The 22024-nt window shown below is 48.3% G+C and carries 27 protein-coding genes and 1 riboswitch; of the genes, 22 read left to right on the plus strand and 5 right to left on the minus strand.

Going from position 1 to position 22024, the window contains the following annotated elements:
* Positions 1–66 precede the first annotated feature (66 nt).
* The gene (locus tag ABR335_RS08495; protein WP_235601121.1) at positions 67–792 is read left to right on the plus strand and encodes a peptidoglycan DD-metalloendopeptidase family protein; all 726 of its coding nucleotides are present in this window, start codon (positions 67–69) and stop codon (positions 790–792) included.
* Between the two features lie 70 nt (positions 793–862).
* Positions 863–998: riboswitch (FMN riboswitch) on the plus strand.
* Positions 999–1145: 147 nt separating this feature from the next.
* Positions 1146–1724, plus strand: coding sequence for an ECF transporter S component (locus tag ABR335_RS08500; protein ID WP_014098128.1), 579 nt, complete (start codon positions 1146–1148; stop codon positions 1722–1724).
* 31 nt (positions 1725–1755) lie between these two features.
* Here ABR335_RS08500 and ABR335_RS08505 read toward each other — a convergent pair whose 3' ends face one another.
* Positions 1756–2004 (minus strand): ferredoxin, encoded by a 249-nt coding sequence (locus ABR335_RS08505; RefSeq protein ID WP_014098129.1) that lies wholly within the window; start codon positions 2002–2004, stop codon positions 1756–1758.
* Positions 2005–2269: 265 nt separating this feature from the next.
* Here ABR335_RS08505 and ABR335_RS08510 point away from each other — a divergent pair, with 265 nt between their 5' ends.
* The 5 genes from ABR335_RS08510 (at position 2270) to ABR335_RS08530 (ending at position 6193) form a co-directional block, all read left to right on the plus strand.
* Positions 2270–3346: a helix-turn-helix domain-containing protein gene (locus ABR335_RS08510; protein WP_061565207.1), complete on the plus strand. Its 1077-nt coding sequence runs from the start codon at positions 2270–2272 to the stop codon at positions 3344–3346.
* Positions 3318–4802: a RecQ family ATP-dependent DNA helicase gene (locus ABR335_RS08515; protein ID WP_014098131.1), complete on the plus strand. Its 1485-nt coding sequence runs from the start codon at positions 3318–3320 to the stop codon at positions 4800–4802. Before ABR335_RS08510 ends, ABR335_RS08515 begins: the two co-directional genes overlap by 29 nt.
* Positions 4775–5353, plus strand: coding sequence for a CPBP family intramembrane glutamic endopeptidase (locus ABR335_RS08520; protein ID WP_014098132.1), 579 nt, complete (start codon positions 4775–4777; stop codon positions 5351–5353). The genes ABR335_RS08515 and ABR335_RS08520 overlap by 28 nt, the downstream gene beginning before the upstream one ends.
* A gap of 24 nt (positions 5354–5377) precedes the next feature.
* Positions 5378–5617: a hypothetical protein gene (locus tag ABR335_RS08525; protein WP_014098133.1), complete on the plus strand. Its 240-nt coding sequence runs from the start codon at positions 5378–5380 to the stop codon at positions 5615–5617.
* A gap of 129 nt (positions 5618–5746) precedes the next feature.
* Positions 5747–6193: a YpbF family protein gene (locus ABR335_RS08530; protein ID WP_035188060.1), complete on the plus strand. Its 447-nt coding sequence runs from the start codon at positions 5747–5749 to the stop codon at positions 6191–6193.
* Positions 6194–6257: 64 nt separating this feature from the next.
* Here the strand turns inward: ABR335_RS08530 and ABR335_RS08535 are convergent, their stop codons facing one another.
* Genes ABR335_RS08535 through ABR335_RS08545 form a run of 3 tightly spaced genes read right to left on the minus strand, consistent with a single transcriptional unit; the run spans position 6258 to position 7335 of the window.
* Positions 6258–6827, minus strand: coding sequence for a manganese catalase family protein (locus tag ABR335_RS08535; protein ID WP_014098135.1), 570 nt, complete (start codon positions 6825–6827; stop codon positions 6258–6260).
* Positions 6828–6850: 23 nt separating this feature from the next.
* Positions 6851–7111 (minus strand): spore coat protein CotJB, encoded by a 261-nt coding sequence (locus tag ABR335_RS08540; RefSeq protein ID WP_014098136.1) that lies wholly within the window; start codon positions 7109–7111, stop codon positions 6851–6853.
* Positions 7108–7335, minus strand: a complete 228-nt coding sequence (locus ABR335_RS08545; RefSeq protein ID WP_014098137.1) for a spore coat associated protein CotJA — start codon at positions 7333–7335, stop codon at positions 7108–7110. Before ABR335_RS08545 ends, ABR335_RS08540 begins: the two co-directional genes overlap by 4 nt.
* Positions 7336–7511: 176 nt before the next feature.
* Between ABR335_RS08545 and ABR335_RS08550 the strand changes: the two genes are divergently transcribed.
* The 10 genes from ABR335_RS08550 to rpsA all read left to right on the plus strand — a co-directional run bounded on the left by ABR335_RS08550 (position 7512) and on the right by rpsA (position 17312).
* A complete protein-coding gene (locus ABR335_RS08550) occupies positions 7512–8291 on the plus strand; it encodes a metallophosphoesterase (protein WP_350346105.1) in 780 nt (259 codons plus the stop codon).
* A gap of 59 nt (positions 8292–8350) precedes the next feature.
* Positions 8351–8896, plus strand: a complete 546-nt coding sequence (locus tag ABR335_RS08555; RefSeq protein WP_350346106.1) for an adaptor protein MecA — start codon at positions 8351–8353, stop codon at positions 8894–8896.
* 97 nt (positions 8897–8993) lie between these two features.
* The gene (locus ABR335_RS08560) at positions 8994–10271 is read left to right on the plus strand and encodes a Glu/Leu/Phe/Val family dehydrogenase (protein WP_035184678.1); all 1278 of its coding nucleotides are present in this window, start codon (positions 8994–8996) and stop codon (positions 10269–10271) included.
* 157 nt (positions 10272–10428) lie between these two features.
* Positions 10429–11412: a YpdA family putative bacillithiol disulfide reductase gene (locus tag ABR335_RS08565; protein WP_315958421.1), complete on the plus strand. Its 984-nt coding sequence runs from the start codon at positions 10429–10431 to the stop codon at positions 11410–11412.
* A gap of 107 nt (positions 11413–11519) precedes the next feature.
* Positions 11520–12200 carry a glutamic-type intramembrane protease PrsW gene (prsW, locus tag ABR335_RS08570; RefSeq protein WP_014098142.1) on the plus strand — a complete coding sequence of 227 codons (681 nt, stop codon included), beginning with the start codon at positions 11520–11522 and terminating at the stop codon, positions 12198–12200.
* 111 nt (positions 12201–12311) lie between these two features.
* Entirely contained in the window at positions 12312–13106 is a 795-nt protein-coding gene (gene sleB / locus ABR335_RS08575) for a spore cortex-lytic enzyme (protein WP_014098143.1), read from the plus strand.
* Positions 13107–13121: 15 nt separating this feature from the next.
* Positions 13122–14471, plus strand: a complete 1350-nt coding sequence (gene ypeB / locus ABR335_RS08580) for a germination protein YpeB (protein ID WP_350346107.1) — start codon at positions 13122–13124, stop codon at positions 14469–14471.
* 121 nt (positions 14472–14592) lie between these two features.
* Positions 14593–15237, plus strand: a complete 645-nt coding sequence (locus tag ABR335_RS08585) for a flagellar brake protein (RefSeq protein ID WP_014098146.1) — start codon at positions 14593–14595, stop codon at positions 15235–15237.
* Positions 15238–15358: 121 nt separating this feature from the next.
* Positions 15359–16063, plus strand: a complete 705-nt coding sequence (cmk, locus tag ABR335_RS08590; protein WP_017550474.1) for a (d)CMP kinase — start codon at positions 15359–15361, stop codon at positions 16061–16063.
* 112 nt (positions 16064–16175) lie between these two features.
* Positions 16176–17312, plus strand: coding sequence for a 30S ribosomal protein S1 (gene rpsA / locus ABR335_RS08595; RefSeq protein ID WP_014098148.1), 1137 nt, complete (start codon positions 16176–16178; stop codon positions 17310–17312).
* A 94-nt stretch (positions 17313–17406) separates the two neighbouring features.
* Here the strand turns inward: rpsA and ABR335_RS08600 are convergent, their stop codons facing one another.
* Positions 17407–17535: a YpzI family protein gene (locus ABR335_RS08600; protein ID WP_014098149.1), complete on the minus strand. Its 129-nt coding sequence runs from the start codon at positions 17533–17535 to the stop codon at positions 17407–17409.
* 100 nt (positions 17536–17635) lie between these two features.
* Between ABR335_RS08600 and ABR335_RS08605 the strand changes: the two genes are divergently transcribed.
* From ABR335_RS08605 to ABR335_RS08625, 5 genes are all read left to right on the plus strand, one after another.
* On the plus strand, positions 17636–18232 hold the full coding sequence (locus ABR335_RS08605; protein ID WP_017550473.1) for a YphA family membrane protein: 597 nt from the start codon (positions 17636–17638) through the stop codon (positions 18230–18232).
* Positions 18233–18320: 88 nt separating this feature from the next.
* A complete protein-coding gene (gene der / locus ABR335_RS08610) occupies positions 18321–19631 on the plus strand; it encodes a ribosome biogenesis GTPase Der (protein ID WP_014098151.1) in 1311 nt (436 codons plus the stop codon).
* 20 nt (positions 19632–19651) lie between these two features.
* Positions 19652–20692, plus strand: coding sequence for an NAD(P)H-dependent glycerol-3-phosphate dehydrogenase (locus tag ABR335_RS08615; RefSeq protein WP_350346108.1), 1041 nt, complete (start codon positions 19652–19654; stop codon positions 20690–20692).
* A gap of 239 nt (positions 20693–20931) precedes the next feature.
* Positions 20932–21138: a DUF2768 domain-containing protein gene (locus tag ABR335_RS08620; protein ID WP_014098153.1), complete on the plus strand. Its 207-nt coding sequence runs from the start codon at positions 20932–20934 to the stop codon at positions 21136–21138.
* An 18-nt stretch (positions 21139–21156) separates the two neighbouring features.
* Positions 21157–21876, plus strand: coding sequence for a hypothetical protein (locus ABR335_RS08625; protein WP_014098154.1), 720 nt, complete (start codon positions 21157–21159; stop codon positions 21874–21876).
* The last annotated feature ends 148 nt before the right edge of the window (positions 21877–22024 follow it).

Consider the following 22024-nt stretch of genomic DNA (forward strand, 5'->3'; position numbering starts at 1 on the left):
TTCCCGTTTTTTGCGCATCTTAGAAGATGGCTTTGCTTGAAACGGAATTGAAAAAATGAAAATGGGGTGGATCAATTGCCGGCATACATCAAAATATGCCTTTTCGTTTCATTGACAGCTGCATGCCTGGGGTTTGCCTGTTCGGCAAATGACGTAGCCGCATCCGGGTCGGTTATCCATGAAGCGACAAAAGACTGGATTTTTCCGGCGGCAGGGACGATCTCCGACACATTTAACACAAGATACGGCACACATAAAGGGCTTGATATTGCCGGAAGATACCGCGCAAAAGTATTCAGCGCCCAAGAAGGTACCGTTATCCGTTCCTATCTGTCCGCATCCTACGGCCATGTTGTTTTTATCCGCCATCCGTCCGGTTATGAAACGGTTTACGCCCATCTTGCCGGAAGGGCAGTGAGAGCGGGGCAGCATGTTGAAAAAGGAAAGGTGGTCGGCTATATGGGTTCGACCGGCCATTCAACTGGTATCCATCTTCATTTTGAAGTGCATAACGGGCCATGGACGCCGGATAAGAAAAACGCCATTGACCCGTTTTTGATCTTCGGACCAGGCGCGCCGGGCCAGACGGTTTCCGCCAAGACCCATGATCCTTACGGGGTTTTTGCTGCTTCCACCGTCCCTCAGCCTGCAGCTTACACTGTGAAAAAAGGCGACACGCTCTGGAACATTGCCCTCCATTTTCATACGAGCGTGGGAAGGCTGAAAAGCTGGAACAAATTGCGGTCGGACCGGATTATGGCCGGCCAGGTGCTGAAAATAAAAAATGAATGAAAGTGATGCGGAATGCTTCACAAAATGGCAGCCGGCATGTATAATAAGCTTGTAATCAAAATTTCATACGATTTATCTTCGGGGCTGGGTGAGATTCCCGACCGGCGGTGATAAGGCAGTTGCCTTTCAGTCCGCGAGCCGGATTTCCGGCAGGATTTGGTGAAATTCCAAAACCGACAGTATAGTCTGGATGGGAGAAGATAAGGGTTGCCAGTGTTTAATGACGTATTAAACGCTTATTTGGACTCGCCTATTACAAAGCCCCCGACATTTTGTCAGGGGCTTTTCATTTTGGTCCGCGGCACCTTTCTTCCTTTGATGATAAATCGGTCACAAGGAGAGAGGAAGTTTAAATGAAGAAATGGGATGTAAAGCAATTCGTTGCGGTCGCGTTGCTCAGTGCTCTGGCTTTTATGCTGATGTTTATTAAATTTCCGGTTCCGCCTTTTCCATCGTTTTTAACAGTGGACTTCAGCGACATTCCGGTATTGGTGGCAGCCCTTCTTTACGGGCCGATGGCTTCTGTTGTAGCGGAACTAATCAAAAATATCCTGAATTATTTATCACTCGGCAGTGAAGCAGGGGTACCGATCGGGAATGTGGCAAACTTTTTTGCAGGGATGCTGTTCGTCCTGCCGACATATCTCATTTACAAACGGATGCGGACAAAAAAAGGCATGACTGTAGGTCTAGTCACTGGCACGGTATCCATGTCGGTATGTATGAGCATTTTAAATTATTTCGTCATTTTACCGGCTTACCTGTACTTCATGAACTTTTCGGTCGGGAATGTAAAAGCGTATATTGTGGCGGGCGTGCTGCCTTTTAATCTTGTGAAAGGCCTCATCGTGACGGCTTTGTTTATGCTCATGTTTACAAAAATGAAAAATTGGATTGACAAAGCATCCGCCATTGGGGGGAAAAGAATATGAAAAAAAGCAGGCTCAAACGGCCTGCTTTTTTTCATTCGTATTTTAACGGATCGCCATCAAAAGGCTTGTCGGAAACTTTAATCGATTCTGTCGGGCATCCTTCAAAGGCATCCATCAGGTCATCTTCCAATATTTCCGGGACTTCCGCAGTGCCTTTATTATCATCCAAAATCACAAAAGAAAGCCCTTCATCGTCATAGTCGAAAATATCAGGAGCGCTGGCGGAACAAGCGCCGCAAGCGATGCATGTATCTTTGTCCACGATTGTAAACTTTGCCATTTTGATTCCTCCTCGTTGTTCAATCATGGCAGAAAAGAAAAACGGGCAGCCTCGTCATGTGCACGAAGGCATGCCGGTGTTTCTCCTTCATTTTAAAACTCTTTTTTTCTTATTTCAATAGCGGGCTGGCGGAGTTCGTGAAACCTGTCGAATCAATGAAAAAAATGGTAAACAAATCGCCGGTTTCCATGTTAAAATAGAACCAACCCCCGATTTTTCCTTGCACTTCCCCCTTTTTTCAGCTAAAGAACAGGAGAGGATTCAGATGCCTTTTTTACAGGCTGTATTGCTGGATTGCTTCAGCAACCTGAATGGAGAACGCACCCCTTATGCTGTTTTTCATCTATTAAACGGCAAAAAATCAGCACAGACGATCCAGGATTCCCATTTTTTCAAGATTGGCAGGCTCTTTCAAACGTTTCCATTTATTTCCCGTGAGGCTTTCACACGCGAAGTAGAGGCCCTATTAAAAGCCGGGTTGCTGCAAAAAAGCGGCCCGGATGCCTGCGTGGTCACAGAAAAAGGTGCTGCCCTGCTTTTGGCAACCGGCAGGATGGAAGAACGGTTTCCTTACCTGGACGGCTTGAAATACCAGGATTCGGCAAATCTGTTTTGGAAAAGGTTGAATCTCATTACCCAGGCCGTATCCAACTTAGTGTATGGAAATAAAGTATATTATCCGGTTCAAAGGGACCCGGCTCTTCAGGCTTGGGCAAAAAACTGGCTGAAACAGCATGCAAAAAGCAGGATTGCGTTAGCGGAGCATTTGTACCGTGAATTTTACCGTCTGTTTTCCGGCAGCCCGCCGGAAAAGCCTGAAATTTTTGTCCTTCGGTTGACGGGTGCGGGCCGGATCGGATATACGATCACGCAGGCTGCCTCCGCCCTGCACCTTGATCCTGTAGAGTACTGGTACCGGTTTTTGCATTTGCTTCATTTTATCGTCCGGCGCATCCTCGGAGATCCTGAAACATTCCGGTATTTATACCAAATGCTTCACGATGTGCAAAAGGCCTTGCCACTGACCCGGTCTGCCGCGGTGACATTTGGCTTCTTGAAGCAAGGGAAAACGATTGCGGAAATCAGCACGCTGAGAGGGTTAAAACAAAGCACGATTGAAGACCATTTGATTGAAATCGCGTTAACGGTCCCGGATTTTCCGCTGAACCGGTATGTGCCAAAGGATGAAGAACAAAAGATCATCCGGGCAGCCGCTGATTTAAATACAAAGAAATTAAAACCGATTAAAGAAAAAGTAGGGGACATCCCGTATTTCCATATTCGCCTTGTATTGGCAGAAAGGATGGGCCGCAGTGGATCTTTTAAGCTTTTTGAAAAGTAAGTTCGGGTTCAGCGCATTCCGGCCAGGGCAGGAAGAAGTCATCCGTTCACTGCTGGACGGTAAAGATACACTGGCGATGCTTGCGACCGGTACCGGAAAATCTTTATGCTACCAGTTGCCTGCCTATTTGCTGGACGGATCCTGCATCATTGTTTCTCCGCTTTTATCGCTCATGCAGGACCAGACAGAGCAGATGAAAATGCGCGGCGAAAAAAGTGTGGTTGCGTTAAATTCGTTTTTAACCGGTCCGGAGCGGGAAGCGGCCCTTGCGCATCTGGGCGCTTTCAAATTCATCTTTGTCTCGCCGGAGATGCTGCACAACCGCCATGTCCTCGGAAAATTAAAAACCATCCGGACTGCGCTCTTTGCAGTCGATGAAGCGCATTGTATTTCCCAGTGGGGTCATGATTTCAGGCCGGAATACTTAAACCTTGGCGAAGTCCGGAAACAATTGGGCACACCGCTTACCCTAGCTCTGACCGCCACAGCAACAGAACAGGTGAGGGACGATATTTGCAAGTATCTTGGCTTAAAAGACCCAAACCGGTTTATTTATTCTGTCAACAGGCCCAATATCGCCATTAAAATAGACCGGATTCCTTCATACCGCGAAAAAGAGGAAAAACTAGTTGCCTATGCGAAAAACTTGCAGAAGCCCGGCATCATCTATTTTTCAAGCAAAAAGGCGGCTGAGGAAATGGCGGCGCGGTTAAGGCAGGAGGGGATCGCCGAAGCGGCCGCCTATCACAGCGGCATTGACCAGGAGCAAAGAATTTTGATCCAGCAGCAGTTTATTTACGGACAGATCAAGATCATTTGTGCGACAAGCGCGTTTGGCATGGGGGTGAACAAAGCAGATATCCGCTTTGTCATCCATTTTCACCTGCCGTTGCAGATGGAAGCCTATCTGCAGGAAATCGGTAGAGCCGGGCGGGACGGGCTCCCGAGCATTGCCGTCCTTTTGTATACGGAAGGGGATGAACGGCTCCCGCTTCAGCTGATCGAGGCTGAGCTTCCGACTGATGCACAATTGGCCGCTTTCAGCAGATGGAAAGGAGATTTGAAGGAAGCCGGGGCGGCGCTTGGATGCACGGAACCGCAACTCCGGTTTCTGCTGCACCATAGAGTGCTTAACCTGCCGGAAGAAGCATGGACCCGGGAGGTTGCAGCCATCCGGGACGAGCGGATGGCGTACAAGCGCCGGAAGTTAAAGGAAATGGTGCAGATGGTCCGGTCTTCGTCATGCCGCCGCTCGGAAATTTTACGGTATTTCGGTGAACCGCCCGCTGCTGGCAATGAAGCGTGCTGTGACATTTGCGGCCTTGAAACAGCCTTATATGAAAGCAATCAAAAAAGCGGGGGCACCCTCGAAACCGTTCCTGCATGGGAATTGCTTTTGCAGGACCTATTCAGAAAAGGGGAACAAAAATGGCACGAAGAAAACAGGCGGATTTGATCAAGGAACTCACAGACCGGGAACTTACTTTTCACTTAATTTTGACACAGCTGATTCTCCTGTTTGCTGCCGCTTTGCTCGGATTTCTGTTATTTCCGGATGGCAAAGCATTTTTTCAGCACTTTCATATGTCATTTGCGAAATGTGCATACGGTTTATTAAACGGAGTTGCTGTCGTTTTTGCGGATACTTTGCTCATGAAATGGCTCCCGAAAGCGTATTATGATGACGGGGGCGTGAATGAGCGGATTTTTAAAACCCGTTCGGTTCCGTCTATTATTGCTTTAACGGCGCTGATCGCGGTGGCGGAAGAGCTCTTGTTTCGGGGCGCCATCCAGACGCATTTTGGATTGCCGGCAGCAAGCCTTATTTTTGCACTCATGCATATCCGGTATTTTGACCACTGGTATTTAATCGCGAATGTGCTGCTTTTGAGTTTTTGGATTGGTGCCGTTTATGCGCTTTCTCATGAAAATCTTCCGGCGGTCATCATCATGCATTTTACAATCGATTGTTTACTAGGTATCCGCATCAAAAAACAGGGGATTTAGTCCGGATGTGGGGAAGGGGAAGCCATGTCAGACGAAAAATATATCATTGAAATGGAAAAACGGCGGCAAAAGCTTGAACCGGCCGGCAAAGCAAAGGAAAAAACGGAGAAACAAACGGCGGCGGCCGTTTCGCGGGCAGAAAAGCGGAAAAGTACCGAAAAGGAATCCCGCTCCCGGTTGCCGCTTGTGAACCTATTGGCTGTCATTTTTATTTTAGTGCCGATTGCCGTTTACATCTGTTATACGTTTTTGTTTTTTAGATAGATGCCCGTGCCGCGATAAATGGCCTACAAAAAGGGGGGGAATCTGCCGGCGAAATTTCAGGACAGGGCAGCTGCCTGCTTGTCATGGATCTGTTCCCTGCAGCATATAGTAGAGTGAGGGGGGATCAGTATGGAGCCGTCCATCACCGGGCTAAAAGGGACAGATGCGGCGACAAAGCAGATGCTGCAAAGTGCTGTCAAACGCAAAAAAAAATTTGACCGCCTGCGGAAGCGACATCTTGTTTTTCTTTGGACAAGCATGCTCTACACATGCGCTTGGGCTTACTATGTTTACAGGTCTTTTGAAAATGCCGGTTCCGTTTTCTCCGTTTTCTCCGGTATTTCTGAAAGCCCGTTTCACCTGTTTTTCCTGCTTTTGGCCGCCGCGCTTTGGGGCATGAGCAAAATCTTGTTTGACAAGCGGGAAAAGGCTGAAAAAGAATTTCATGCGCTCCGCTGCGAAATTATTGATAAAAGCAAAGATTTATGGAAAGGGGAAAGCTGGAAGGATCGCCACCTTGTATTCGAAATGATGCAAAAAGAGTTTGATATTAATTTATACCACGAGAACAAGTAGCCATTCACCAGAACAGGTACGGAGACTAAAAGCCGCCGAAAAAAAGAAGATGCCCCGGCATCTTCTAAAAAATTTTTTTCCTGTCTCTTTCTTCCATTAAAATTTGCGCGGCTTCGCGGAACCGCTGCGAGTGGACAATCTCCCGCTCCCTTAAAAAGCGGAGCCCGTCATTTAGGTCAGGGTCGTCACTTAAATTGATGATCCATTGATACGTAGCCCGCGCTTTTTCCTCGGCGGCAATGTCTTCATAAATATCGGCAATCGGATCCCCTTTTGCCTGGATATAGGTAGCTGTCCACGGGGCTCCTGCGGCATTATGGTAATGGAGCGCTTTATCATGGTCCACATAATGCGCGTCAAGGCCGGCAGCAATCAATTGATCCGGCGTGGCATCTTTTGTTAATTTTAAGACCATCGTCGCGATCATTTCAAGATGGGCCAGTTCTTCCGTGCCGATATCATTTAAAAGCCCCATCACTTTATCCGGGATTGTGTAGCGCTGGTTCAAATACCGGAGCGCTGCCGCAAGCTCTCCGTCCGCTCCGCCGTACTGCTCGATTAAAAGTTTCGCAAGTCTCGGGTTACAGCTTGAGACCCGGACGGGATATTGCAATTTTTTCTCATAGATCCACATGTACGGTTTCCTCCTTTATTTGCTTATACCTGCCACGGCCACGGCGGCTCTTTCCACTGGAAAGGCGTTGGCGAATAGCTGTGCCCGAAATTTGTCAGCGGCCCGAACTGTTTTTCAAATGCTCTTTTGACTTTTTTCCTGGCATGGACAAAAGTGTTATACTGTTCGATCGCTGCCTGGTCATCGGGATGGGTATCCAAATAAAGGTTCAGTTCCACAAGTGCAAAATCAAGGGCCTGCAGTTCTTCAAGCCTTGTGTAATACTCTTTTGGCAGCTGCTTCAATCGTTTTCCTCCTTTGCCCGTTCATACGGGCTGTAATACGGGTCATAAAGCGGCCTCCAAAGCGTCCCGCGCCTCAACGCTTCCTGCGGTGCAAATTGCGGAAGGTTCGGGGGCTGAAACCCTAAATACAAATTCGGCGGGGTGGAATAAACTTTTTCGGTTATCGGCGGGCAGGGGTCAAACGGTCCGATAAAGGGATGATACGTTTTATAATGGTTTTTCATCTCAGTCCTCCTGACATTTAAAAGTCTTTTTCATTTTATGTGCGGTTCTCTCCCGCTATGTCAAAAACAATGCCGGAATGCTTTCTATCTGCCATGATTAAGATATAATACGGATAGGGATTGCAGAAAATTTCGTTTGTGCCGGCCAGTACCCGGCGGAACAGGAGCACTCGTGTATGTTTGCATTTTTATCGATTGCCTTTTTGCTTGGCATTGTCTTATTGATGTATATGCATTATGAAGCATCGTTAAACCGACTCATCCGGCACCGGTTTTTGCTTGATGAATATCCGGCCGGAGAGGAGCCGTGCACTTTTTTCTTTATTTCCGATATCCACCGGCGCAAAATTGATCCCGGGCTGGTCGAAAAGGCAACAGGAGAAGCACGATTTGCAATAATCGGGGGAGATTTGCTGGAAAAGGGGGTTCCGCTTTCCAGAACAGAGGAAAATTTGCGGTTGCTGAAAAGAATTGGCCCGGTATTTTTTGTGTGGGGAAATAATGATTATGAAGCGGACGGCGAAGCGCTCGCGGCCGTTTTTGCCAGAACCGGCGTCCGCACGCTGCGCAACGCGGCGGATTTTGTATATGTAAACGGGAAAAAACGGATTGCGCTGATCGGCGTGGATGATTTGACGACGGAAAACGAAAATCTCGATGAAGCACTTCAATCGGTGCAGCCGGACGATCTCCGGATTTTAATCAGCCATAACCCGAAAATGATCCACCAGCTTCATGAATGGGACGATATCGATGTGATGCTGAGCGGCCATACGCACGGCGGGCAGATCCGCATTCTCGGCCTTAGCCGCTACAGGCGCGGCGGGGTGAGGAAAGTGCGCAATGTCATCCACCTCATAAGCAACGGTTACGGCACGACACTTGTTCCACTCAGGCTTTGTGCAAAACCGGAAGCCCATTTGATTACGATCGAAAGCAGCAGGCGGCCATCATGAACCATCTTTCCTCTTCCGCATACGATAAGGTAAGATCCGTATGCAGGGGGCGGAAATCAATGAAGCTGGAACGGATTTCATCCAATAAAATTAAATACTCCATTACGTTTGAAGAGTTATCGGAACGCGGTATTATGGAAAACGATCTCGACTCGCCCATTTGGAATCATTTATTTGAAGAAATGCTGGAGTTGGCGGATCAGGCTTACCATGTCGGCGAAAGCGATATGCTGACCATTGAAATCTATTCATTTAATGTCCAGGAATTGGTGTTTATTCTGACAGTGGGGGAAGTGGACGACGCGGATACGGGCGAATGGGCGGATCCGGAAACGCTGGAACAGGAAGAAGCCTACTTTTTTCCATCGATTGAGGAAATGATTGCGCTCGCGGGCTTTTTAAACCAGATCGGCCGGATTTCTGCGTGCAGCCTTTATATATTCGAAGACCAGTATTATTTGCTGCAAAAACCGGGAACACAAAATGCGCCGCTTATTCTTGAATACGGCGAGCGCGCCCGGATTTCCCCGTTTATGGTCCGGGAATACGGGATCGCGGTGTTTGAGGAAAATGCGCTTGCGGAACTCCTGAAGCATTTCCCGTAACCGTCCGCCATGTTTTTTCAGGTTTTCATCTGCTGGGGAAAGTTGTATACTAAATTTGATAGCAGATATTTCTTTCGTATCTAGGAGGTTTGCGATAATGGCAGCCGAAAAGGGCGCAGATCATCAAACAATGGAAGCAAGTCGAGATGTGCTGAAATCGACACAGACAATTATTCACGAAGCTCTTGAAAAGCTTGGATACCCTGAAGAAGTATACGAACTTTTAAAAGAGCCGGTCCGTATGTTAACGGTTAAAATTCCCGTCAGAATGGATGATGGTACGGTTAAGATTTTTACGGGGTATCGCGCGCAGCACAATGATGCTGTTGGCCCGACAAAAGGTGGCGTCCGGTTTCACCCGGATGTGACGGAAAATGAAGTGAAAGCCTTATCTATCTGGATGACGCTGAAATGTGGCATTGTGAATCTGCCGTATGGGGGAGGAAAAGGCGGCATCATTTGCGATCCGCGGAAAATGTCTTTCCGCGAGCTTGAGAATTTGAGCCGCGGCTATGTCCGGGCGATCAGCCAGATTGTCGGCCCGACGAAAGACATTCCGGCACCGGACGTGTTTACAAATTCGCAGATTATGGCCTGGATGATGGATGAGTATAGCCGGATTGACGAATTTAATTCGCCAGGCTTTATCACAGGAAAACCGCTTGTGCTTGGCGGTTCGCACGGCCGCGAATCCGCTACGGCCAAAGGGGTAACCATCTGCATCCGTGAAGCGGCCAGAAAAAAAGGGATTGATTTAAAAGGCGCCAGGGTTGTCATTCAGGGATTCGGCAATGCCGGAAGTTTCCTTGCAAAGTTTATGCATGATGCGGGTGCAAAAGTGATCGGCATATCCGACGCATACGGCGCGCTGCATGATCCGGAAGGCCTCGATATTGACTATTTGCTCGACCGCCGCGACAGTTTCGGGACGGTTACAACCCTGTTTAAAAATACGATTACGAACAAGGAATTGCTTGAACTGGATTGCGATATTCTCGTTCCGGCCGCCATTGAAAACCAAATTACAGAAGAAAACGCCCATAATATCCGGGCGAAAATCGTGGTGGAAGCAGCAAACGGCCCAACAACGCTTGAAGCAACCGAAATTTTAACCAACCGCGGCATTCTGCTCGTTCCGGATGTGCTCGCATCTGCCGGGGGCGTCACAGTTTCGTATTTTGAATGGGTACAAAATAACCAGGGGTATTACTGGACGGAGGAAGAAGTGGAAGAAAAGCTTGAAAAAGTGCTTGTCCAGTCGTTTAATACGGTCTACAATACTTCCCGCTCACGCCGGGTGAACATGCGGCTTGCCGCTTATATGATCGGTGTGAGAAGAGTGGCGGAAGCTTCGCGGTTCAGAGGCTGGATTTAGAGTTTCCGAAATCTGGCTCCAGCCGGGCGGCAAACGGGGCTTTGCAGGTTCAGAAGAAGGAAAGGCTGAAATCTCCTGTCGTGTTCACGGTGGGAGATTTTTAAATAAACGGATGAAAACGAAAAGGCAGATACGAAAAAAGGATGAGTGGACAAACATGCGAAAAGAAGATTGTATTATTATCGGCGGCGGCCCTTGCGGATTGGCTGCTGCAATCAGCCTGCAGGAAATCGGGAAACATCCGCTTATACTGGAAAAAGGAAATGTCGTCAATGCGATTTACCGGTATCCGACGCACCAGACTTTTTTCAGTTCAAGCGACCGGCTTGCAATTGGCGATGTGCCGTTTATTACCGAAAATTTAAAGCCGAAACGCAACCAGGCGCTTACATACTACCGCGAAGTGGCGAAACTGAAGGCCCTTCGCATCCACCGGTTTGAAGAAGCGCTCCGTGTCGAAAAGAAACGCGGAACCTTTTTCATTACGACGACAAAAGGCCAATATGAGACGCCTTATGTGGTCGTCGCAACCGGCTATTACGAGAATCCGAATAGGCTGGATGTTCCGGGGGAAGATTTAAACAAAGTGTACCATTATTTTAAAGAAGCCCATCCGTTTTTTGACACCGATGTTTGTGTGATCGGCGGAAAAAATTCGGCTGTAGACGCCGCGATTGAGCTTCACAAGGCGGGTGCCCGCGTGACCGTGCTGTACCGCGGCGATCATTATTCCGAAAGCATTAAACCGTGGATATTGCCGGAATTTGATTCGCTTATCCGCCACGGGAAAGTGAAAATGGAATTTCAGGCGCACGTAAAAGAAATTAAAGAACAGAGCGTTGTATACGAAGCAGGCGGAGAAGTGAAAGAGATCCGGAATGATTTTGTATTTGCGATGGTCGGTTATCATCCGGATCATACGTTTTTGCGGAAAATGGGAGTGGACGTTGATCCGGAAACAGGCCGCCCGCATTACAACGAAGAGACAATGGAAACGAATGTTGAAGGGATTTTTATTGCGGGCGTGCTTGCTGCCGGAAACAATGCCAATGAGATTTTTATTGAAAACGGGCGCTTCCATGGCGGTGTAATTGCCACAGCGATCAAAAACCGGGAGGCTCTCTTGCAAAAAGGAAATTAAAGGGTTTTTTCGGGGGGCAGTATTTCTTTTCCGGCTTTTTCATGTTACGATGAAAACAAATGACTTGGCACGGATCATTTGATTTTTGCAAAAAGCGAGGTTTCGATATGCTTGTCCTTTTGTCAGCCGGCATCGCCCCCGGACTTGCCCTGCTATGCTATTTTTATTTGCGGGACCAGTTTGAGCCAGAGCCGATACTTGTTGTTGCAAAAGCGTTTTTATACGGTGCGCTTGTCACGCTGCCGGTTATGTTTTTGCAGTTTATCCTCGAACGGGAGCATCTCTTTTCGGGCAGCATCTGGCATGCTTTCCTCCATTCCGCTTTGCCGGAGGAACTTTGCAAGTGGCTGTGTTTGGCCGCTATTGTGTTTTTTAACCGGGAATTTGATGAACCTTTTGACGGCATCGTTTACGGCGTCAGCGTCTCGCTCGGATTTGCCACGCTCGAAAATATTTTATCGCTTTTTTCGGGCGGCGTTGACCTGGCGTTCGGGCGTGCGCTTCTTCCTGTATCAAGCCATGCCATTTTCGGTGTCATGATGGGCTTTTATATGGGAAAATCCAGATTCTCCCCGCGCAAAAAGTGCTGGTTCCTTTTTTCTTTTATGGTGCCGGTGATCCTGCACGGTTTTTACGACTGGATCATGCTCACCCAGCAAAAATGGCTGTATTTTATGGTGCCGTTTATGCTCGGGCTTTGGTGGCTCGGCCTGAAAAAAGCAAAGCAGGCGCACAGCCTTTCTGCCAAACATTTTGCGCAGGATGCGGCAGGGACACAACAATTATGATAACGGGCAAAACAACCGGATCAATCGCCGGTTGTTTTTTTATGTCTTGCATAAAATTGCCGCCTTCTCCAGAAACTACGGATAATGCTTAAAGTTTTTGGGGGGTGCGGTATGATTGGAAAAAATCGCTTAAAATACATGTTGCTGCTTTGTGCCGTATTGGCCTTGTTTTCTTTTGGCACAAGCGGGACGGCCCGGGCGTTTTCGAATCAGGTGATTCAAAAAGGAGCGGTCGGGGATGATGTGATTGAACTGCAGGCGAGGCTGCAGTACATCGGTTACTATAAAGGAACGATTGACGGGGTGTTTGGTTACAGCACTTACTGGGCTTTAAGAAATTTCCAGAAGGCATACGGAATGCCTGTTGACGGCCTCGCCGGCCCGGGCGTCAAAGCGAAACTCGTCAAAGCGTCAAAATACGATGCGGCATACGTAAAGTCCATGGTTGCAAGCGGGAAAAAATTCACGTATTACGGCGGCACAAAAAAACAGGCACCGAAAACGGCAGCCAAAAAACCCGTTCAAACCGCAACCAATGTGCCGAACGGCTTTTCGCAAAACGATATCCGCCTTTTGTCGCAAGCGGTTTACGGGGAGGCGCGCGGCGAACCGTATGAAGGGCAGGTGGCCGTGGCGGCTGTTATCTTAAACCGTATTGACAGCCCGTCTTTTCCAAACACCATCTCGGGGGTGATTTTCGAACCGGGTGCGTTTACCTGTGTTTCCGACGGGCAGATCTGGCTTGCGCCGAATGATACGGCAAAAAAAGCCGTCCTCGATGCGATCAACGGCTGGGATCCGTCCGGTAATGCGCTGTATTATTTTAATCCGGCGACCGCAACAAGCAAGTGGATCTGGTCAAGGCCGCAAATCAAACGAATCGGCAAACATATTTTTTGTAAATAAGAGGGGGAAATGAATATGCTGAAACGGGCAATGATTGTTGTGCTTGCCCTCGGGCTTTGCGGGACTGCTGCCTGGGCATATAAAGAGCACCGTGAAAAAGAGGCGGTCTTGTTAAATGCAGAAAGCACGTATCAAAGGGCTTTTCATGACCTTGCATACAGAATGGACCTTTTGCATGATGAAATCGGAAACACCCTCGCCATGAACTCGCGCAAGTCCCTTTCACCGGCACTGGCTGAAGTATGGCGCCTGACATCAGAAGCGCATGCGGATGTCGGCCAGCTTCCGTTATCGCTTCTGCCTTTTCATAAAACGGAAGAATTTCTGACTGATATCGGGAATTTCAGCTACCGGACGGCGGTGCGCGATTTGGATAAAGAACCTCTATCCGATAAAGAGTATGCTTCACTGAAAAAACTGTACGGACAGAGCGCGGATATCCAGGACCAGCTCCGTGGCGTGCAAAATAACGTTTTAAAGCACAATCTCCGCTGGATGGACGTGGAACGCGCCCTTGCCCAAGGAAAAGAAACGAAGGATAATACGATCATCGACGGCTTTAAGACGGTCGAAAGGACGGTCAAAGGCTATGACAATGCCGATTTGAACAGCCCGTCTTTTACGAGTTTCCAAAACCGCGATGACCATTATGAGCACCTGGAAGGAAAAATGATCAGCAAAAAACAGGCTGTCGCCACTGTAAAACAATACGCCGGACTCAAAACGGCCCGCCAGGCGGAAGCCAAACCGAATCAAAAAGGCGCCCGTTTTTCTTTTTACACCGTCCGTATAAAAGACAAAAACGGCAATGAAACAACCGCAGATGTGACGCGGAAAGGGGGATACCCGGTCTGGTTTTTCAACAAGCGTCCGGTGGGAAAGCAAAAAATCAGTTTAAACGAGGCCCAAAAGAAAGCGGCGGATTTTTTAAACCGGCACCATTTTGAGAAAATGGACATGTTTGAAAGCACACAATATGACAACGTCGGTGTTTTTTCTTTCGCTGCGAAACAGGGGAATGTCCGCATTTATCCGGAAACGGTCAAATTAAAAGTGGCGCTTGACAACGGCCAGGTGATCGGGTTTGTAGCGGATGATTTTCTGAAAAGCCATCAAAAAAGGGATATTCCAAAGCCCGCCATCAGCGAAAAAGAAGCAAGGTCCCGTGTGAATCCGAAGCTTGACATTATGGAAAGCCGCCTTGCGATCATGACCGGCGACATGAACCGGGAAGTGCTTTGTTATGAATTTCTCGGCGTGTTGCATGATGAAACGTACCGGATTTATATCAACGCGGAAAACGGCAACGAAGAAAAAGTGGAAAAGCTGAAAAACACGGAAAGAGCATACGGCAAGTCCATATGAGCATTGCCCGGCGTACAGCCGGGCCTTTTGGCAAAAAATGAAATGAAACGCGAAAAAAGAATACAAAACTGCCCAGCCTGTGTCATAATAAGATTGGAATCTATAAAAGGGGTTTGGGAAGATGTTAAAAGTCGGGCTGGAACTCACACTGGAAGATAAAGATACAGGTAAAAGATATAGATGTAAAATTGCGGATATAAAAGAGGATAAAATTTATATTGATTACCCGATCGACATGGAAACAAACCGGACCGTATTTTTGCTGCTCGGCCAGGGGCTGCTCGTTGATTTCGTTTCGGACGGCCAGATTCCTTACCGGTTTTCATCAAAAGTAACCGGCAGGGAACTCGGCAATATCCCGATGCTCATTTTATCCGCTCCTGATCCGGAAGATGTGCGCAAAATCCAGCGACGGCAGTATGTCAGGGTAGACGCCGCACTCGATATTGCCCTCACCTTTCCGGAATCCAATTTGAAAACAACGGCAGTTACAAAAGACATCAGTTCGGGCGGCTGTGCGGTCTATTTGCCTGATGATATCCGCCCAAGGGAGCATGAAACAGGAAAAGCGCTTCTTGTCCTGCCGCTAAAAGAAGGTTACCAATACTTACAGCTGCATTTTTCCGTCGTTAGGCTGTTTGAAACCGGCGGAAAAACAGGGGCCTCGCTCCAGTTTAAAAATACAAGCGCGAAAGAGAGGCAGTATATCCTGCGTTTTTGCTTCGAGCAGCAGCTTTTGCTCCGTAAAAAGGGGCTTTCCGGATAAAACTTGCATTTCATGGATAGGAGGATTCACCATTTTATGGTACACTATAAAAAGGGTGTATCCTTTTATCTGCCCAAAAAACGGGTATATGCAACAAGAGAGAATAGGGTGAAATCGTTGTATGAAAAAAATCAATATTGCCATCGACGGTCCTGCTGCTGCAGGGAAAAGCACGGCGGCGAAAAAAGTTGCCGAGCAGTTGCAATATATTTACATTGATACAGGGGCAATGTACCGGTCGCTTACTTATAAAGCGCTGCAGTACGGAACGGACCTTGAAGACGGCAATGCGCTTGCCGAACTTTTGTACAAGACAAATATCCGCCTGGAGCCGGGGGAAAACGGCCAGGTCGTTTTTGTCGACGGTGAAGACGTAACCGGCAAGATCAGGGAAAGGGAAGTGACGAGAGCAGTTTCGGCTGTTTCAAAGCATGCCGTTGTCCGTGAAGAAATGGTCAAGCGGCAGCGGATGCTCGCCCGCGGTGGCGGCGTTGTCATGGACGGCCGGGATATCGGGACAAAAGTACTGCCGGATGCCGAATTGAAAATTTTTTTGCTAGCCAGCGCCGATGAGCGCGCAAAGCGGCGCCATGCCGAAAATGTTGCAAAAGGGATCCCTTCAGACCTCAGCCGTTTAAAACAGGAGATTGAGGAAAGGGACAGGCTGGATTCCGAACGGGAAGTTTCACCGCTCTCTAAAGCGGCGGACGCCGTAGAACTGGACACGACAAGCATGGATATTGATGAAGTTGCCGGAAAGATTCTTGCGATGGCAAAAGAAAAAATGGCACAGCAGCAATCGGCTTCTTTACTTGACAAAAAGTAAAAGATGTTAGAAATTTGATAGGAAAGCGTTTCTTTTTGAATTATACGAATTAATTTGAAAAGAACGGGTATATTCAATGGTAGTTGAAGCGCCGGATAAGGAGGAAGTACATATGTCAGACGAAATGAATGAAATAGAAGTACGGTCCCTTTCTGTAGGGGATAAAGTGAAAGCATCGGTTGTCAAAGTGGAGGAAAAGCAAGTGCTCGTTTCCATTGAAGGCAGCAAAGTGGACGGGATTATTCCGATCAGCGAGCTTTCCAATCTCCATATTGAAACCGCATCAGATGCCGTGAAAGAAGGGGACGAGCTGAATCTCGTCGTTACGAAAGTGGAAGAAGACGCCGTCATTCTTTCCAAACGGAAATATGATGCTGAAAAAGCCTGGGATGAGCTGAAGGAAAAATTTGAAAACCAGGAAATCATTGAAGCGGAAGTCAATGAAGTGGTAAAAGGCGGCCTTGTTGTCGATTTGGGTGTCCGCGGCTTTGTTCCTGCGTCCCTTGTCGAGGACCACTTTGTTGAAGACTTCTCCGACTATAAAGGGAAGACATTGCCCTTTTTGATCGTTGAACTGGACGAAGACAAAAACCGGTTGATTTTATCACACCGAGCTGTTGTGGAAAAAGAAAAAGAAGAAAAACGCCAGGATATCCTTGACCATCTCGAAGCAGGCCAGGTGCTGGAAGGGACCGTGCAAAGGCTGACGAGTTTCGGCGCTTTTGTCGATATCGGCGGAATTGACGGCCTTGTCCATATTTCCCAGCTTGCGCACGAACGGGTGGAAACGCCGTCCGATGTCGTCCAAGAAGGAGAGCAAGTCAAAGTGAAAGTGTTGTCGGTGGACCGGGACAACGGGCGGATTTCCTTGTCCATCAAGGATACGCTTCCGGGCCCTTGGGAAGGCATTGAACAGAAAGCGCCGAAAGGGACTGTCCTTACAGGAACGGTAAAACGCCTAGTTTCGTTCGGGGCGTTTGTAGAAGTATTCCCGGGCGTTGAAGGGCTTGTTCATATTTCACAAATTTCCCATAAGCATGTGTCCACCCCGCATGAAGTGTTAAGGGAAGGACAGGAAGTGCAGGTGAAAGTGCTCGATGTCAACGAACAGGCACACCGCTTGTCCTTAAGCATGAAAGAACTGGAACAGGCCGATACAGAAGCTTCTGATTATGACCTGCCTGAAGAAAATACCGGGTTCCAGCTCGGGGATATGATTGGGGACCAGTTGAAGAAATTTAAACAGTAAAAATGTCCGGATGGAATGGAAAAGCTGAGCGGCGCCCGGGTTGCCGGTGCCGCTCAGCTTTTTTGCGCTTTGTCTTTTCTATAAACCGTTTTCTTTACTGCCGTTTGCGTGCTGCGTCAGCGCTTTCGAGGCGGGTTGCCCCTCCGTAATGGAGCGCTTGGTCACGGTCGCTTTCTACACGCCCGCTTTGGCGCAGTTTTTTCTCCTGGCGGTCTTTTCCCATTGCCCATTCACCCCCGCTTGTAGTATGCCTGAAAAAAGCGAAAAACTTGCGGTTAACCCGGTGCAATCTTTCCCATAATGGAGATAAAGGAGGGTGCACCGTGGAAGGAGCATTTTTTTTGGGGGTGATGTGGGCGGTATGGATTTGGGCGACATTTTTGCTGGAAAGGGATCACCCTTTGCGGTTTCCGGCAGCACTGGTTGCTTTGCTGCTTTTGATTGCCTTTCCGCATCAAGCGGCGGTGGGCCGTCTTGATATGAGCTGGGCGCTCATCGTCATTATGGCTGCCGGTTATGGGTACTTCGGCAGATTTTCGAAATGGGCACTTTTGGTCCGGCTCGCCGGCGTCTTCATCGTGATGACAGGTTATGCAGGCCTGTTGTTATTTGAACTGTACGATCCGGTCTGGATGTTTGCCTGGCGTACTATTTGCTATAGCCTGTTTTTGTTTATCCTTGTCCATTTGCTTTTTCGCTCAAAAATGGATGCCGTTGCCGCTGCACTCACCGGTACGGCACAAGGGGAAATCCTGTATGCGCTCGTGCTTGCAAAATGGGATTTCCATATTACGGCAGGATCTGCGGCATATCTCGATATCGCCGGGCTTTTTCTCCTCTACGCGTGCGGCTGGCATTTCATCGATACCGCCTTGAATCTCATCTCAGAAAGAGCGGCAAAAAAGGAAAAGCCAGGATGAATTACGGCATATTGCTTGAACAAGAAAATATTGATAAACTACTAAAGTTGATTTGTTTTGCGAAAACGGAACAGAAAGGGTGAATCGTATGGCAAAACCGGTTGTGGCAATTGTCGGACGCCCGAATGTAGGCAAATCTACCATTTTTAACCGAATTGTAGGAGAGCGCGTTTCGATTGTGGAAGATGTTCCGGGAGTGACAAGGGACCGCATATACAGTCCGGCTGAATGGCTGACACACGAATTTAACGTGATTGATACAGGCGGCATTGATATCGGGGATGAACCGTTCCTCGAGCAGATCCGGCAGCAGGCTGAAATCGCCATCCAGGAAGCGGATGTGATCATTTTTATCACAAGCGGCAGAGAAGGTGTGACTTCTGCGGATGAAATGGTCGCCAAAATATTGTACCGGTCAAAAAAGCCGGTCGTTCTGGCAGTGAACAAGGTCGACAATCCCGAGATGCGCACCCAGATTTATGATTTTTACGCCCTCGGTTTTGGCGATCCTTTCCCGATATCAGGCGCACACGGCCTCGGCCTTGGCGACCTGCTCGATGCAGTTGTCAAACATTTTCCGGAAAAAGCGGACGAGGAGTACGGGGAAGATGTCATTAAATTTTGTTTCATCGGGAGGCCGAACGTCGGAAAATCTTCGCTGTTTAATGCGATTCTCGGCGAAGAGCGCGTCATTGTTAGCGACATAGAAGGGACGACAAGAGACGCAGTGGATACCGTCTATACTTATGAAGATCAAACTTATGTTATGATTGATACAGCAGGGATGCGCAAAAAAGGAAAAGTGTATGAAAACACGGAAAAATACAGTGTGCTGCGCGCATTGAGGGCGATTGAGCGTTCCGATGTCGTCTGTGTCGTTTTAAACGGCGAGGAAGGGATCCGCGAACAGGATAAGCGGATTGCCGGCTACGCCCATGAAGCGGGCCGCGGCGTGATCATTGTCGTCAACAAATGGGATGCCGTTCAAAAAGATGAAAAAACGATGAATCAGTTTACACAGAAAATCCGGGACCATTTTCAGTTTCTTGATTATGCGCCGGTCATTTACGTATCGGCAAAAACGAAAAAGAGGCTGGACCAGCTGTTCCCGCTGCTTAAGACGGTCAGCGAGAACCATGCGATGCGCGTGAAGTCCAGCGTGCTGAATGAAGTTATAACGGATGCGGTTGCGATGAATCCGACGCCGACGGACAAAGGGCGGCGGCTGAAAATTTTTTATGCAACGCAAGTCTCCGTCAAACCGCCGACGATCGTTGTGTTTGTCAATGATCCCGAATTGATGCATTTTTCGTACGAACGGTTTTTGGAAAATCGGATCCGTGATGCGTTTGGTTTTACCGGAACGCCGATCCACATCATCGCCCGTGCGCGTAAATAAACATAAAGAGGGTGTTTCATTTGTCCAAAAAAACGATTGCAGTGCTCGGCGCGGGGAGCTGGGGCACTGCCTTGTCGATTGTTTTGGCTGATAACGGCTTTCAGGTCAGGTTGTGGGGAAACAAAAAAGGCCAGATCGATGAAATCAATACATCCCATACAAACGCGTTTTATTTGCCGGGCATTCAGCTGCAATCTGCCATTACCGGCATCTTTTCACTTGAAGAAGCGTTAGACGACATTGATACCGCTGTACTGGCGGTCCCTACAAAAGCGGTGCGTGATGTATGCAGGCAAGTAAAAGCGGTGCGGAAAAGCCCGCTTTCCATCATCCATGTCACGAAAGGGATTGAACCGGGTTCCCTGATGCGCATTTCGGAAATGATTGAAGAAGAAATGCGGGAATCGTTGCTGCGGGATCTCACGGTTTTATCGGGGCCGAGCCATGCTGAAGAAGTCAGCCTGCGCCATCCGACGACCGTAACCGTTTCATCGAAAAAAATGGCAGCTGCCAAAAAAGCGCAGGACATTTTTATGAACTCGAATTTTCGCGTCTATACGAATCCCGACATCATTGGCGTCGAATTGGGCGGTTCCCTGAAAAATATTATTGCGCTTGCAGCCGGCATTTCGGACGGCCTCGGCTACGGGGACAATGCGAAAGCGGCTTTAATGACAAGAGGGCTTGCGGAAATCGCCCGGCTCGGCACTAAAATGGGTGCAAATCCGCTCACTTTTCTCGGGCTTGCCGGAATTGGCGACCTGATCGTGACGTGTACGAGTGTCCACTCGCGGAACTGGCGGGCCGGCAATATGCTCGGCAAAGGCAAAAAGCTCGATGATGTGCTGGAACAAATGGGAATGGTCGTGGAAGGCGTCCGGACAACAAAGGCGGCTTACCAGCTCTCCAGCCGGTACGAAGTGAAAATGCCGATTACCGATGCCCTTTACCATGTCTTATTTGAAGGACTTGATCCGAAAGAAGCAGTCGACAATTTAATGGGCCGGCTGAAAAAACATGAAATGGAAGGTTTGATGGATATGCTGGGGGAACAGTACTAGGCATCTTGGCAAAAAAGTCCCGGTAGGCTTTCGGACGATACCGGATGGATGCATGTTGCATAAACTGCAAGGAAAAAGAATTCGCTTTAAACTGCGCAGGCTGGGTATAGTCAACCTTTTCTCCGGGGCAGACGTTCGCCCCGGCCTTTTTTATGCCGTAAATTGAAACATTTCAAAAGCTTATGATATAATGTCCGAAGTCCGAAAAGTTTACGAATTTTACAAGGGAGAAAGGGGAGATGGTTTTGTCCCGGGGGATGGCGAATATGTGGATTTCGCTTTTTGGCATGGGCCTGCTCTGTTTGGCGATGGTATTGATTGTTGCAAGCCGATACAGGCTGAAACAAAAACTGTTCAAATGGGCGGCTGCTGTGATTGCGTATGCCTGCCTGGCGCTGGGCGGCCTGATTATGGCTTATATCGTGCTGAGCGGGCCGGCAAATTAACCGGAGGGGGAGATCGTTTTGCACTTCAAAAATATGCTGCTATTGCTTGTAGCTGTTTGCGCCTGCATCAGTTTAGGCGGCTGCCTTTATCCGGGGGCACAGGAAAAAGAAAGCGGGCTGCCGGATGACATGCAGCTTCAAATGGTGCAAAAAGCTGTAGATGAATACCGGAAAGACAATAGCGGCCTGCTTCCGATCAAGACAAAGCCGCAAAATACGCCGGTCTATTTAAAATACCCGATTGATTTCAACAAGCTGAAAAGCCCGAAAAACTACCTGCCCGATCCGCCGGCAAATGCGTATGACAACGGCGGCACGTTGCAATATGTGCTCCTTGATCCGGAACATCATCCGACGGTCAAAGTGTTTGATACGAGAATACCCGAGAAAATAAGAGACTTGCAAATCCGGATTGCGTCCCAGGGCTATCCGCCATTTAAAAAAGAGATTGCAAGAAATGTATACGCTTTAGATTTTAAAAAGCTCGGTTACAAAACAGATCCGTACGTGGTGTCTCCGTATACCGGCCGGAAACTGCCGTTTGTCATTACCGGGAGAGGCGGCATTTATGTCGATTACCGGGCTGATCTGGCAAAAGCGCTCAAAACGGGCAAGCGGGCGTTTAAACCCGGGGAAGATATCCGCGTGCTGTTAACTGAAGGCTCCCCGTTTGTACCGGCTTATTCCCTTCCCTGCACCGTAAATCAAAAAAATGAACCGGTATTTATGGCAAAATAGTCATAACCCTTTCTCATCCCAATATATTGTTAGAGAAAGGGTTTATTTTTTGGTCCTGCGTCTCTTCGTAAGGAAAAATTTTGAAAAAATAAACAGGGGCAAATCCTGTACAGCAACTTTTTGAAAATCTATAAAAAATCATTTTATA

This window comes from Heyndrickxia faecalis (genome assembly GCF_040267745.1).
GTDB lineage: Bacteria > Bacillota > Bacilli > Bacillales > Bacillaceae_C > Weizmannia > Weizmannia faecalis.